12 protein-coding genes are annotated in these 13,578 nt (G+C 47.2%); 2 read left to right on the top strand and 10 right to left on the bottom strand.

The genetic code is table 11. The features are described from left to right. Together B3Z75_RS12060 and B3Z75_RS12055 are read left to right on the top strand one after the other, a co-directional pair. Positions 1-622 (top strand): hypothetical protein (locus B3Z75_RS12060; RefSeq protein ID WP_294071970.1); only part of this gene is annotated, 622 nt, incomplete at its 5' end. A 210-nt stretch (positions 623-832) separates the two neighbouring features. Next, positions 833-1,540, top strand: coding sequence for a hypothetical protein (locus tag B3Z75_RS12055; RefSeq protein ID WP_294071968.1), 708 nt, complete (start codon positions 833-835; stop codon positions 1,538-1,540). Positions 1,541-1,550: 10 nt separating this feature from the next. On the opposite strand, the gene B3Z75_RS12050 is transcribed toward B3Z75_RS12055, so the two are convergent. The 10 genes from B3Z75_RS12050 to B3Z75_RS12005 form a co-directional block, all read right to left on the bottom strand. Next, positions 1,551-2,000, bottom strand: coding sequence for a GatB/YqeY domain-containing protein (locus B3Z75_RS12050; RefSeq protein WP_294071965.1), 450 nt, complete (start codon positions 1,998-2,000; stop codon positions 1,551-1,553). A gap of 59 nt (positions 2,001-2,059) precedes the next feature. Beyond that, a complete protein-coding gene (ftsZ, locus tag B3Z75_RS12045) occupies positions 2,060-3,352 on the bottom strand; it encodes a cell division protein FtsZ (RefSeq protein ID WP_294071962.1) in 1,293 nt (430 codons plus the stop codon). Between the two features lie 20 nt (positions 3,353-3,372). After that, complete coding sequence (ftsA, locus tag B3Z75_RS12040) at positions 3,373-4,701, bottom strand: cell division protein FtsA (RefSeq protein ID WP_294071959.1); 1,329 nt, start codon at positions 4,699-4,701, stop codon at positions 3,373-3,375. Between the two features lie 105 nt (positions 4,702-4,806). After that, complete coding sequence (locus tag B3Z75_RS12035; RefSeq protein WP_294071956.1) at positions 4,807-5,538, bottom strand: cell division protein FtsQ/DivIB; 732 nt, start codon at positions 5,536-5,538, stop codon at positions 4,807-4,809. A gap of 71 nt (positions 5,539-5,609) precedes the next feature. Continuing rightward, positions 5,610-6,989 (bottom strand): UDP-N-acetylmuramate--L-alanine ligase, encoded by a 1,380-nt coding sequence (murC, locus tag B3Z75_RS12030; RefSeq protein ID WP_294071953.1) that lies wholly within the window; start codon positions 6,987-6,989, stop codon positions 5,610-5,612. Continuing rightward, on the bottom strand, positions 6,986-8,086 hold the full coding sequence (murG, locus tag B3Z75_RS12025) for an undecaprenyldiphospho-muramoylpentapeptide beta-N-acetylglucosaminyltransferase (protein WP_294071950.1): 1,101 nt from the start codon (positions 8,084-8,086) through the stop codon (positions 6,986-6,988). Before murG ends, murC begins: the two co-directional genes overlap by 4 nt. Beyond that, the gene (locus B3Z75_RS12020; RefSeq protein ID WP_294071947.1) at positions 8,083-9,447 is read right to left on the bottom strand and encodes an FtsW/RodA/SpoVE family cell cycle protein; all 1,365 of its coding nucleotides are present in this window, start codon (positions 9,445-9,447) and stop codon (positions 8,083-8,085) included. The genes murG and B3Z75_RS12020 overlap by 4 nt, the downstream gene beginning before the upstream one ends. A gap of 10 nt (positions 9,448-9,457) precedes the next feature. After that, positions 9,458-10,798, bottom strand: a complete 1,341-nt coding sequence (murD, locus tag B3Z75_RS12015; protein ID WP_294071944.1) for a UDP-N-acetylmuramoyl-L-alanine--D-glutamate ligase — start codon at positions 10,796-10,798, stop codon at positions 9,458-9,460. 26 nt (positions 10,799-10,824) lie between these two features. Further along, on the bottom strand, positions 10,825-12,084 hold the full coding sequence (gene mraY / locus B3Z75_RS12010; protein ID WP_294071941.1) for a phospho-N-acetylmuramoyl-pentapeptide-transferase: 1,260 nt from the start codon (positions 12,082-12,084) through the stop codon (positions 10,825-10,827). Positions 12,085-12,108: 24 nt separating this feature from the next. Continuing rightward, positions 12,109-13,575, bottom strand: coding sequence for a UDP-N-acetylmuramoyl-L-alanyl-D-glutamate--2,6-diaminopimelate ligase (locus B3Z75_RS12005; RefSeq protein WP_294071938.1), 1,467 nt, complete (start codon positions 13,573-13,575; stop codon positions 12,109-12,111). Positions 13,576-13,578: the final 3 nt, after the last annotated feature.

Genomic DNA, 13,578 nt, shown 5'->3' with positions numbered 1-13,578 from the left:
ATTTTGTCTTTCTACTTATATAACAGCTCAAACAGATAAGTCCAATTCTTCGTATCTATTTGAGGATTTTCAGGATGCTATCATCTTTTATAAAGATGGAAGGCAGTTCGCAGTTCCTTTAAACTTCAATCTGGCAAACGGCCGATATGTTTTTATAGATAAAACCGACCAGCGGGAAAAAGAATTTTCCGATCCGAGCATGGTTGTAGCCATGCATGTAGGCAAAAGAATATTTCTTATGTCAGAGGGCAAAGCAACCGAAGTTATTCAGGCAGACCCTAAATTTCATGTATCTTATACCCCCCTGAAGAAAAAAGCGCCCGCCAAAGTCACATATGGTGGAACAACGGAGACAGCATCGGTGGACAGCTATACCGGATTGACAGGAAAAGGGATCATTAGCGGGGTTCGGGAGAATAATCGGGTTGTAGCCGGCATCAGCAGAACCTACGAAGTACAAGTGGGAAAACGAAACAAAAGTTTTTACAACGAAAGGAGTTTCTTGAAAATCTTTCCAAAGGACAAAAGAACTAGAATTGAGTCTTTCATTAAAGAACATCAAACAGATTTTGATTCTGTTGAACAGGTGTTTCAACTTTATCAATACGTCATCGCACAATAAGCCCTGGATCTGTCTCCCTTTCCTGTAACCCTCTCCATCACAATCACAGCAGGGACAGATGAACCTATGGTTGGAAAAAAACGATTACCGTTTCCCTTCATTTAAAACCATTTGGAGTTGCCCTAAAGCATGGATTGTTTTAACATTCCTTCTTTTCCTATCATGAAAATTAATAGTACATTTGTGTCTCAACATACTCACACACCGTTCATGAAAAAAAATCTTTTATTCACCTGCACGCTTCTCTTGCCTCTCATGCTCTTTGCGCAACAAACGGGCGCAACCTTTAAGAACGGTTTGGATTCACTTGCTTTCATAAATGGCAAGGCTGTGTTTTGTCTTACAGGTTTTGCGGGTTTATCCACAGCACAGGTAGGGGAAGGCAGTTATGAACAGGTCGATCATTTTCTGTTGATTAAGACATCGGACTATTCCGGTCCCAAGTCGGCATATCAGCCAATAAAAGGCTCAACGAATGACAGCTGCCTGGTAAAGGTCGTAGGATCAGACAACTATCCTCTACAGAATATCCTGGTAGAGGCGCGTACAAAATCGGACAAGGTGCTCGAGGGAAAAGTGTCCGGCGACGATGGCAAGGCCTGGTTTAAAGATAACGATAAGCTGGAGAAAATTACAGTCTCTGCCATGGGATACGATGCTATCACGATAGATCATACACTGGGAAAACACTACCTGGTCACGATGACCGAAAATAATATCATTGAAAACAGCACTGTAGTATTTAGTATACGCACAGTGGACGACGAAACAATCTCTCTGTTGCTGCTCACAGACGATTTCAAGGAGAGTAAAAACCGACTCTCCGATCTGCAAAAGCTGGAGAAGAAAATACGCAAACGTAATCTGCTCGAAAAACGGCTAAAAAAGGTATATGTACCCTATGTGCGGAAAATGTAATCGCCCGCGATCAAGAAAGCAGCTTCTTCACCATTTCTGAAACAGCCCGTCCTTCCGCCTTACCGGCAAGTTGTTTCGTGGCCAATCCCATTACCTTGCCCATCTCTTTCATGGAGGTAGCGCCCACTTCGGCAATGAGCGCCTTCAGAGCACCTTCCAACTGCTCCGGGGTCAGTTGTGCCGGGAGATACTCCTGGATCACTTTCATTTGCTCGATCTCAGCTTCGGCAAGGTCAGGCCGGTTTTGTTCCGAATAGATCGTGGCACTGTCTTTACGCTGTTTCACCATTTTTTGCAAAATGGATGTGGCTGTCTCATCAGATAGATCTCCGGCAGCACCCTTCGCTGTTTTTGCTTCCAGCAACTCTTTCTTTATTCCTCTCAACGCTTCCAGACGCACTTTGTCCTTGGCAAGCATTGCTTTTTTTATCTCTCCGGTAATCTTTTCCAGTAGTTCCATGTTGTTTCTTTTCTTTGATCTATTCCTGTTATATCCAAAGCCATTCTAAACAGGTCCCATCAATCGAACAGAGACGTCGACTGAGGATGTGTTTCCGATTGAAAGGCTCGGGGATTGAAATCTGCTTCCCGTTTGAAGACGGGAGTCTTTTCGAGTGCCTCGAGCACCTTATCGTCATCCAGTTCATCAATAGTCAGCACAAACGGTTCCTGCCGATAGTTGACGGTGGTAAGGGTTTTTAACCCTGTTTTTCCGTAATACTTTTCTATCAGTTCCTTGTCGCGTTTCTCCTGCTCCAGCTTCGCATCGCGTTCAATCTGTTCTTGTATCTCTTCTGCCCTCGTCTTTTCTTCCTGATGCTCCTTGATTCCCGGAACACTGGTGATAGAAAAGCCGGTAGCAAGCAGCGTCACTTTCACCTCTTCACCCAGCGACTCTTCCACAGCCGCTCCCCAGATCACTTCAATCTCCCTGCTAAACTTCGACATGAAATCGTGCAAAGCATTCATCTCTTCCATCATCAGCGGACTCTCTTCGCCAAAAGAGAGGTTGATCAGAATTTTCTTGGCGCTGAACACATCGTTGTTGTTAAGCAATGGTGAATGCAATGCGTTCTTTATGGCATCATTGACCCGATCATCCCCTTTCCCCAGGCCGCTACTCATGATGGCCACACCACCATCTTTGAGCGTGGTGTTTACATCAGCAAAATCGAGATTTACATGTCCGTGCACGGTGATGATCTCGGCAATGCTCCTGGCTGCGGTTGCCAGTGTATCATCGGCTCTGGCAAAGGCATTCAGCATGGTCAGATCACTGTAAATATCCCGCAAACGCTCATTATTGATGACCAGGAGTGCATCCACATTTTTGGCAATCTCTTCCACGCCCTTCACTGCCTGAACAATCTTTCGGGGACCTTCAAACATAAAAGGAATGGTAACGATGCCTACGGTGAGGATACCCATGTCCTTTGCCACACGAGCCACCACGGGTGCTGCTCCTGTCCCGGTTCCACCGCCCATACCAGCGGTGATAAAAGCCATTCGGGTGCCGTCGTTCAGTAGATCCTCAATCATCTCAACACTCTCCTCGGCAGCTCTTCGGGCCACTTCCGGTTTGTTTCCTGCTCCCAATCCTCCGGTAGTGCTTTCGCCCAATTGTATTTTCATGGGTACAGGTGATTCCATCAGCGCCTGATGGTCGGTATTGCACAATGCAAAGGAGACGTCGTGTATACCCTCCTGAAACATATGGTTCACGGCATTACCGCCACCACCTCCCACACCAATCACCTTTATGATGGCATCGGTATGGCTCTCGATCTGAAAATCCAATATATCGTCGTTCATTGCTCCTTATCTTTTCTCTGTTATTCATCATCCTCTTCTGAAAAGAATTCGCCAAAGACATCCTCTATCTTTGAGAATATTCCCCCTTCCTGTTTTTCTGCTTTCGGTTTCTTCTCCTTTTTGTCATTTTTCGGCTTTTTCTTTTTCGTGGAAAACCAGCCGGAAGAGGGAGATCTGCGATCCTCATCCTGTTCTTCTGAAGTATCGGCAAGTACAAGTTCGCAATCCTCTTCCGCAAAGATCAACATGCCCAATGCCTGTGTAAATGAAGGATCGCTGATCAGTTCAGGCGCATTGTTGATAAATGTTTTTTTCGCCAACGCCTTTCTTACAGGCATCTTCATCTTTTGGGTAAGATAGAGATCCAGGTTCTTCAGTTGTGATGCTCCGCCCGTAATGATCATTCCCGCCCCCAGCTGTCCTTCGTAACCAGAGAGAATGATCTGCTCCCTGATATTTGCGGTGATCTCATCGAGACGCATGCCGATGACTTTATTTAATTCCGTCAGGTCTATATCTGGTTTCGAAGCAAAAGGAGACGTAAAAAGGGGAGCATCCTGATTTTCCATGGCTCGACCGAATTTTATCTTCAGCTGTTCCGCATCGTTTTCGGTAAAGTTGAGCGCGCTGATATCCTTCGTCAGGTTTTTGCCTCCGAATGGGATGACCACCATGCGTCGCAGTATACCACCCTTGTAGACGGAGAGGGAAGTGGTCCCGGAGCCGAAGTCAACGAAAACGCAACCCAGCTCTTTTTCTTCCTCGCTGAGCGATATCTCCGCCGATGCGGTCGGCCCTACAATAAAATCGACGATCTCCAGGTCCGTTTTGGCAGCGATACTTTTTTCGATATTCGACAACAGGTTTGGGCGTCCCACGATCAGCTCATAACCGGCCTCAATCTGCGAACCGGTCACCCCAACCGGACTGCGCTCCGGTTTGTCGTCGATATAATATTCCACGTCTGCAACCCGATAATTACGCACCATCTCGGGCTGAAACTTTTCGGCCGCTTTGCGCAACTGGCTTACCACCTCTTCAGTGACCATTCCGGTAGAGAGTTGCTTCATCTCATGAAATTCCAGGGTATGCAGTGATTGGCCTGCCAGGGAAACATACACTTTAGCGATCTTCCGCCCCAAGCTGTTTTCGAGCATCATCACCAGCTTATGCACATTGGCCCCTACCTGTTCAATATTGTACACCATACCTCTGCGCACGGAATTACCGGCATCAATGGAACCACTGGCGAGAATGGATATCACATTGTGCTCATTCTTTCGCCCGACAACGCCTTTTATCCGGGAAGTACCCAGATCAATCACAGCTATAAATCCTGAATGCATCATATATTTGGTTGATGAACTTTTTGGTTACATTATTGTTTAACAAACGCTCCTGGAACATTTTTGTTTGCTTGTTAACATCATTTTCAAAGTAGAAATAATCTCTTTTTACTTTCTTGTGCCCACGACCTGATTCTCATATTTCAGGTTGATCTCGCTATATCGATTCCATCCTACCACGTTCAATCCCTCTTCCACAAAAAGGACAAATTTCGCCAGTTTGGCCGGGTAGTCGTCGAGACTTCCCACAACGATCCTGAAATCGCCGGCACGCGGTATCAGTTCCACGTCCTTATTTTTCTGCACCACAATCTGTTCTATCCAGGCATCCCAGTCGGGATTATCCCGTAGGAACATTGCAAAATCATACAGGTCATTTTGTGCAAACTCTTCGTCAATAACACCCGTGGCAATAGGCACATAGACAGCAAAGTTAGACGACAGGGGCATGATACGGCGATCTTTATCAACATAAAAACTGCCTTTTACATCGGAGATAATCCTTAACACCGGCTCCCGCTGGCGAATGGATGCCACAATGGAACCACCTGCCGTGGTATATACCTCTGCCGACTCCACCAGGCGATTGGTAAGAATGGTGTCGCGAATGGCCAACGTGTTGATCTGTCCGAAAGTCTTGCCCACTGGATACAAATCATATCTCTTCACCAGATTCACAACATCCTGTGCCTCTACAAAGCGGGTTCGGCTGCTGTCTTTGATAATCACCTCAAATCGCTCGCATACGTTATCGCGTGAAGAATCTCTGAAATAGGATGCCGAAAAGATCAAATACCCTATTACAACAACAGCAACCAATATGATAAAGACTTTCTTCATGCTGTTATCTGTTTGGTTTGATTACACAAAGATACATTAAGATGTGCAATAGCAGATCGAATTAAAAAACATTAATCATTCACTGTGTACTTCTTTCTCAGCAGGCTTTCGATAGCGGGAAGCAACCTGTCGATATCACCGGCACCAAAAGTAACAAGCACCTCCAGCGGCTTATGCTCAAGCAACCCCAACAGCTCCTCTTTCCGGCATAACACCTTCTCTGGCGAAGTGATTTTATCGAAGATAATCTGCGACGAAACGCCCTGTATGGGTTCTTCCCTTGCAGGATAGATATCCAGCAGAATCACATCATCGAGGAGAGAGAGGCTCTCTGCAAACTGATCTGCAAAGTCGCGGGTCCGTGTATAGAGGTGTGGCTGGAATACACCCGTCACCTTTTTGCCAGGATAGAGTGCTTTGATGGAGTGGATGGCTGCTGACAGCTCCCGCGGATGATGAGCGTAATCATCAATAAATACAATTTTTTTCGATTTGATCTGAAAATCGAAGCGCCTTTTCGCACCGCCAAAGCTACGCATGGCACAGCGGATCTCTTCCGGTGTGACACCACAACGTATGGCTACAGCAATGGCTGCTACGGCATTTTCAATATTCACCTTCACCGGCACTCCCAGAAAAATATCGGCAATCTTCATTTCAGGAGACACGAAATCGAACAGGATCTCCCCGTTTCCAATGCGGATATTCTCTGCACGATAATCGCCCTCCGCTTCTCCATAACTCAGCACAGTCACTGTTTCGTCGGTGCGTGGGGTGACCGGTGCTCCCTTTTTCAGGATAAGACAACCATGAGGACGAATGAGCGAGGTGAATTTTTCAAAACTTTCCCTGTAAGCTTCTTCTGTTCCATAGATATCGAGATGATCGGGATCGGCAGAAGTGATGATGGCGATCCAGGGTTTCAGCCAATGAAAAGAACGGTCATATTCGTCAGCTTCGGCAACGGTAATATTGCTTTTGTCGGAGAGCAGCAGGTTGTTGTCATAATTTTTTAATATCCCCCCCAGGAAGGCATTGCAGTCCACATGTGACTGGCGCAGCAGATGGGCCGTCATGCTTGAGACAGTGGTCTTGCCGTGCGTTCCCGCCACACAGACAGCATCGCTCGTTTTGGTGATCTCACCAAGCAGCTGTGCCCGTTTCATGATAGTGAATCCCCGTTCACTGAAAAAAACCAATTCCCCGTGCGATGCAGGTATGGCAGGTGTATAAACCACGAGCGTTTTTTCTTTGTCCACAAAAAAGGGGGGAATTTTCTGTATGTCATCCTCATAATGCACAAAAGCGCCCTCCTCTACAAGCGTTTGTGTGAGCGGCGTTTCTGCACGGTCATACCCTCCTACCCTTTTTCTCTTCGAAAGAAAATAGCGGGCAAGATTGCTCATGCCAATCCCGCCAATGCCTATAAAATATATATTTTCGTAATTCATACCATGATCAATTTTTCAATCTCATCCACGATTCGTTCTGCCGAATCATGTTGCGCCAGCTTTACAATATTCCGGCTCAGACTTTTAAGCTGTTCTTCGTTCTTCACAAGCGAAAGTGCCACATCGAACAGCAGAGCAGGAGCCAATGCGTCGGAGACCATGACAGCCGCCTCCTTATTCACCAATGCCTGCGCATTCTTCGTCTGGTGATCTTCCGCCACATTGGGTGAGGGAACCAGGACAACCGCCTTTCCGAGCAAACTAAACTCTGATATGGAACCAGCGCCCGCACGGGAAATTACCAGGTCGGCCACAGAATAGGCATACTCCATCCGATGCACAAAATCGCACAGATGCACATTGGGTGGAATCATCCCGGCCTCTTGCAGCTGCTGCATTTCTTTGTAGTAGTACTTACCGCACTGCCAGATCACCTGCACATTGTCCTGCACGGCCAGCTTGGAGAAAGCACCTGTAATACTTTTATTAAGCGTGCGTGCCCCCAGGCTTCCTCCCAGCATCAGGATTGTTCGCTTGAGGGGATCCAGCTGAAAGTAATTATATCCATCCTGCCTATTCTCCTCCGATATCAACAGCTCCTGGCGGCAGGGATTGCCTGTGAGCACTATTTTTTCTTTTGGGAAAAACTTTTCCATCCCATCATAGGCCACACAGATGGTCGCAGCCTTTTGTGCCAGCAGCTTGTTGGTCACCCCCGCATAGGAGTTCTGTTCCTGTAGTAAGGTGGGTACTCCCTTTGCAGATGCTGCCTTCAATATGGGGCCGCTGGCATAACCACCTACTCCCACAGCAATATCGGGTTTGAAGTCATTCACAATTTTTCGCGCTTTTTGCATGCTCCTGAGCAACTTGATGCCGACAGAGACATTCTTCAGCAAGTTCTTCCTGTCGAACCCTGCCACAGGCAGTCCCACGATATTGTATCCGGCGGCGGGCACCCGCTCCATCTCCATGCGATCTTCGGCTCCCACGAAAAGGATTTCACACTCCGGCCACCGTTTCCTCGTTGCGTTTGCAATCGAAATAGCCGGGAATATATGTCCCCCCGTGCCTCCTCCGCTGATAATTATCTTCATACATGATAAATTTCAAATTCCACTTTGTCTTCCAGATTTTCAATCGGCTCCTTCAATAGGGAGTCGGCCGATTCCTCGCATTGGCGGGTATGGTCATCTTCATTCCGACCGGCAGTCTCGTTTTCCTCTCTCTTCTTCCCAATACCAAAGCGGTCGGCACTCAAAATCAGTCCGAAGTAGGCACAAGTAATCAGCGTGGATGTCCCCCCCCTGCTGACCAGTGGCAATGGCTGGCCGGTGACTGGGATCAGGTTTACGGCCACCGCCATGTTGATAAATGCCTGGATGGAAAGCATCAGCGCCGATCCCAGCACCAGAAATTTGGGAAACATTTTTTCCGTTTTCCGGGCAATCATCCCGGAACGAATAAGCAGGATCACATAGAGCAACAGAACAAAAAGACCTCCCAGCATCCCCATCTCTTCGATGATGATGGCATAGATGAAGTCGGAATAGGCCTGCGGAAGGAAATCCCGTTCGGTACTATTTCCCGGGAACACACCCAGGATACCGCCGTTGGCGATAGCAATCTTGGCATGTGCCACTTGGTAATTTTCATCGGTGATAGTGAAATATTCTTCTTCAGAAAGTTCTTTGTGTGCACCAAAGTTGGTGATACGGTTTTGCCATGTACCCAGACGACTTAAGGGACCCGAGCTGGTCCAATTTTCGGGAATGATATTCAGTAACAAGACAAATAAAAGCACCAAAGCAATCCCTGCTCCTGCCACCTTCAGCAAACGTATGAGTTTCACGTTTCCAATGAACATCAACAGATAACACACTCCGAACAGCAGTACTGCGGTCGACAGGTTATCCATGGCAATGATGCCACACACAACAACCATCAGGCCTATCATCCATTTGAACAACAGGCCGTCGTTCGTTCCATTCTGCTTGCTTAACAGAAAAGCCACTGTCCCCATCAGCGATATTTTGGCTATTTCGGAAGGCTGAATGGTGAATCCCAGGAAGGATATCCATCGGTCGGCACCGTTAACGCTGGTCCCGATAAACGGGGTTAGCACAAGCAAGACGATGGCTCCCAGCAGTACAAAAATCAGAAGTGAAAAATAGCGATAGGGAATATTATGAATCAGCAGAATTACTCCCACACCTCCAATTAGGAACATGGCATGCCTGAGAATTGGCCCCCACATGTTTTGTTGCCGGTAAACAATGGTACTGGTTGCGCTGAATATCTCCACCAGTGAGATCACGCAGAGGATGATAAACACCGTCCAGATCACCTTATCTCCTTTAAAGACCTTTTTCACTAAATCTCCTAACGTGAACCCTGTTTCGGGAACGGTATCCACTGGAGATGAAGGATCTGTTGAATGATTGGAATTGTTTAACATAGCTACCTTTTTAAAGAGTTCTCACACATTCCCTGAACTGGTCACCGCGATCTTCGTAGTTTCTGAACAGATCAAAGCTGGCGCAGCAGGGTGACAGCAAAACCGTGTCTCCCTTTTCGGCTAATTGATAAGCTATATCCACGGCCTCCTTCATGGAACATGCATCACGAATCACGGGCACCTTCCCGTCGAAGAAAGCATGTAGTTTACTGTTGTCTTTTCCAAGAAAAATCAATGCCCTTGCTTTTGATTGCACCAACTCCTCAATCTCACTGTAATCGTTTCCCTTATCAGTTCCGCCAAGAATCAGCACTGTTTTGGTGCGCATGCTCTGCAGTGCGTACCAGCATGAGTTTACGTTGGTTGCTTTTGAATCGTTGACATACAGTACGCCGCGCACTGTAGCCACCTTTTCGAGCCGGTGCGGAACGCCTTTAAAATCGGACAACGATGTGCGCAACTGTTCGTCGCTGATGTCCATCAGCTTTGCTACAATCCCCGACGCCAATGAGTTATATACATTATGCAAACCCTCCAGGGCCAATAATTCCAATTCCATAGTGAACTCCTGTTCTTTAGCGTGAATAACTATCTTTCCGTTTTCGGTATAAGCAGCCGCCTCTTTCTTTTGTTGTTTTCCAAAAGGGTAGAGGGTTGCCAACGGCTTTAGCTTGTCAATCTCCTTTGTAACAATGGGGTCATCGATCCAGTAAATAAAAGCATCTTCCACCCTTTGATTGCGGATGATGCGCATTTTGGCATCTACATAGTGTTGCAGGTCATGATCATACCGGTCGAGATGATCGGGGGTAATATTCAGCAGTACCGCAATATCGGCCTTGAAGTCGCACACGCCCTCCAGCTGGAAGCTACTCAACTCCAATACATAATAATCAAAATGCTCCTCGGCCACCTGTCGAGCGAAGCTCTTCCCGATGTTTCCCGCAAGCCCCACGCTCAGTCCTGCCGATTTCAGAATATGATAGATAAGGCTGGCCGTGGTTGTCTTGCCATTACTTCCTGTGATGCAGATCAACCTCGCATCGGTGAATCGGCCGGCAAATTCAATCTCAGAGATAACATGAATTCCGGTGGCCAGCACTTTCCGCATCAACGGGGATGTATCGGGTATACCCGGACTCTTTACAATCTCATCAGCCCGGAGTACGCGCTCTTCGGTATGACCGTTCTCCTCAAATTCTATGCTATAAGCATTCAACGTATCACGATGCGAGTTTTGAAGCGGACCGTTATCGGAAAGGAACACGTCAAATCCTTTTTTTTTCGCGAGTATGGCAGAACCTACGCCGCTTTCCCCACCACCGAGCACAACAATTAATTTCCCATTCATACTTATCTCTTTTGGATATCAATATCCTATCTCATTTTGAGCGTTGCCAGCGTCAACACTGCCAGGATCATTCCTACAAGCCAGAAGCGACTCACGATCTTGGGTTCGGCAAGCGGTGCGAAAGGCTTCTGGATCAATGCATCGATAGTTCCGTCACCCGGCTTTTGATAGTGATGGTGGAGCGGAGTCATCTTAAAAATACGTCTTCCGGCACCATATTTCTTCTTCGTATATTTAAACCAGGTCACCTGTGCAATTACCGACAAAGCCTCCACAAAAAAGACACCGCACAGGATAGGCAGCAACAACTCCTTGTGGATGAGCACAGCAAACACGCCTATGATTCCTCCAAGTGTAAGGCTTCCCGTGTCGCCCATAAATACCTGTGCGGGGTAAGCGTTGTACCAGAGAAATCCCACACAGGCTCCTACAAACGCCGAAGCAAACACCATCAGTTCATCTCCGCCGGGGATGTACATAATATTCAGGTAGGAGGCAAAGTCAACACGCCCCGACACATAAGCCAGGATTCCCAGTGCCACACCGATGATGGCAGAGGAACCAGATGTCAGACCATCCAGTCCATCCGTCAGGTTGGCACTGTTCGACACAGCCGTCACAATAAGGATCACAACCAGGATAAAAACAACCCACACAGCCTCATCAGCATAGTCACCCATCCAGTTAACCAGCCACTTGTAGTCGAAGTTGTTGTTTTTCATAAAAGGAATGGTGGTACTGGTAGTTTTTACATCCTCGCTTTGGAAAGTGACATCTTCGATGATGTTGTTCACCCGTATCTCCCTATTTTCGCGCACCACGATATCGGGACTCAGGTAGATAGTCAGTCCCACAATGAGCCCGAGTCCGATTTGGGCTACGATCTTTGATTTTCCTTTCAGGCCCTCTTTATCTTTTTTGAATACCTTAATGTAATCATCCGCAAAACCGAGCAGGCCCAGCCAAACGGTACTGATCAGCATCAGGATAATATAAATATTTTCCAGCTTTCCAAAAAGCAGCGTCGACACCAATATAGAGAGAATAATGATGATCCCTCCCATGGTGGGTGTGCCTCGTTTGCTGTATTGCCCCTCAAGATCGAGATTGCGGATTGTTTCTCCGATTTGCTTCTGTTGCAGTTTTCCAATGATCTTCTTACCCACAAAGATGCCGATCAGCAGCGAGAAAACAACTGCCATGGCTGAGCGAAACATCACATATTGAAACATACCCGCTCCAGGTACATCGAGTTTGTCTAAATAATCAAAAAGATAATATAACATATATACTGTATTTTCTGTTTCACATCAGGCGTTGTGTTGAGTGGCAAATATCTTTTCCACCTCTTCCCTGTCATCGAAGTGATGCCTCACTCCTTTTATTTCCTGATAATCTTCGTGCCCTTTTCCGGCGATAAGGACAACGTCTCCCGGTCGAGCCAGGGCACAGGCTGTCTTGATGGCTTCACGCCGGTCCACAATGGTAAGCGAGGCATCCCGCTGCTCTTGCGTTAAACCGTCAATCATATCCTGCAGGATGTCACCGGGCTCTTCAAATCGGGGATTATCGGAGGTAAGCACCACCCGGTCGCTCAGGTTCACTGCTTCGCGCGCCATAAGTGGACGCTTTGTTTTATCGCGGTTACCGCCACAGCCCACAACTGTGATGATATGTCCTTTATTATTGAGTACTTCGTGGATCGCGTTCAACACATTCGTAAGAGCATCGGGAGTATGGGCATAATCCACAATTGCCGTATAGGAGCGGGGTGATCGGATGGTCTGGAAACGACCAGCCACGGGAGTCATCAGGGAGAGATGACGAAGTACCTCCTCTCCATCGAGTCCGAGCAGGATGCCCGCACCATACACAGCCAACAGGTTATACACATTAAACACACCCACAAACTGAACCGTAAGCTCTTTCCCATTAATTTCAATATCGGTCCCGTCGAAATGTTTTTCGAAAATACGGGCTTTAAAATCGGCCATGCCCTTCACGGAGTATGTGAATTTTCGAGCTTTGCTGTTTTGCATCATCACTCCGCCATTCTTATCGTCGGCATTGGTGAGGGCAAAAGCATCCTTGGAAAGATTATCGAAAAACGATTTCTTCACGTTCCGGTACTCCAGCATATTCTTATGGTAGTCGAGATGATCCTGCGTAAGATTCGTAAAGATCCCACCCGCAAAACGGAGGCCATAAATCCGCTTCTGATGGATAGCGTGAGAACTTACCTCCATGAAAGCATGCGAACAACCGGCATCGACCATCTTCCGGAGATAACCGTTTAACGTGATTGGATCGAGTGTGGTATGGGTCGTTGCATACCGCTCATCGTTCACATAGTTTGCAACAGTGGACAGCAGTCCGGCAGAATATTCCAGCTGGCGGAACATCTTATAAAGAAGGCTGGCAACAGTCGTTTTCCCATTCGTCCCGGTTACTCCCACCAGTTTAAGTTGTTGCGAAGGATCTCCATACCACGTCGAGGCGATGATTGCCAGCGCCTCGGCACTATCCTCTACTTGCACGTAGGTAACTCTGGAGAAATACTCTTCGATCATTGGTTTATCGTACACCACCACAGCAGCCTCTTGTTCTATCGCTTTGCCAATATATGCATGGCCATCGGTAAATATTCCTTCTACCGCAACAAACAAGGAGCCCTGTGTCACAGTACGTGAGTCGGAAGTAATGGCGGTAACCTCCGCCTCTTCATTGCCACAAATGGCAACGACACGGCATTTTCTTATAATATCTCGAAGTTTCATAAG

Source organism: Proteiniphilum sp. UBA1028, from assembly GCF_002316955.1.
In the GTDB taxonomy this organism is placed as follows: Bacteria; Bacteroidota; Bacteroidia; order Bacteroidales; family Dysgonomonadaceae; genus Proteiniphilum.
Note: the sequence above shows the minus strand (reverse complement) of the source record. Positions and strands in the feature narration are given on the sequence as shown.

Excerpts from the sequence above, each read along its gene's own strand:
- murG (WP_294071950.1), bottom strand. The coding sequence starts at position 8,086 with ATGAAGATAATTATCAGCGGAGGAGGCACGGGGGGACATATATTCCCG.
- ftsA (WP_294071959.1), bottom strand. The coding sequence starts at position 4,701 with ATGATGCATTCAGGATTTATAGCTGTGATTGATCTGGGTACTTCCCGG.
- B3Z75_RS12055 (WP_294071968.1), top strand. The coding sequence starts at position 833 with ATGAAAAAAAATCTTTTATTCACCTGCACGCTTCTCTTGCCTCTCATG.
- B3Z75_RS12035 (WP_294071956.1), bottom strand. The coding sequence starts at position 5,538 with ATGAAGAAAGTCTTTATCATATTGGTTGCTGTTGTTGTAATAGGGTAT.
- B3Z75_RS12050 (WP_294071965.1), bottom strand. The coding sequence starts at position 2,000 with ATGGAACTACTGGAAAAGATTACCGGAGAGATAAAAAAAGCAATGCTT.
- mraY (WP_294071941.1), bottom strand. The coding sequence starts at position 12,084 with ATGTTATATTATCTTTTTGATTATTTAGACAAACTCGATGTACCTGGA.
- murD (WP_294071944.1), bottom strand. The coding sequence starts at position 10,798 with ATGAATGGGAAATTAATTGTTGTGCTCGGTGGTGGGGAAAGCGGCGTA.
- ftsZ (WP_294071962.1), bottom strand. The coding sequence starts at position 3,352 with ATGAACGACGATATATTGGATTTTCAGATCGAGAGCCATACCGATGCC.
- B3Z75_RS12020 (WP_294071947.1), bottom strand. The coding sequence starts at position 9,447 with ATGTTAAACAATTCCAATCATTCAACAGATCCTTCATCTCCAGTGGAT.
- B3Z75_RS12005 (WP_294071938.1), bottom strand. The coding sequence starts at position 13,575 with ATGAAACTTCGAGATATTATAAGAAAATGCCGTGTCGTTGCCATTTGT.
- murC (WP_294071953.1), bottom strand. The coding sequence starts at position 6,989 with ATGAATTACGAAAATATATATTTTATAGGCATTGGCGGGATTGGCATG.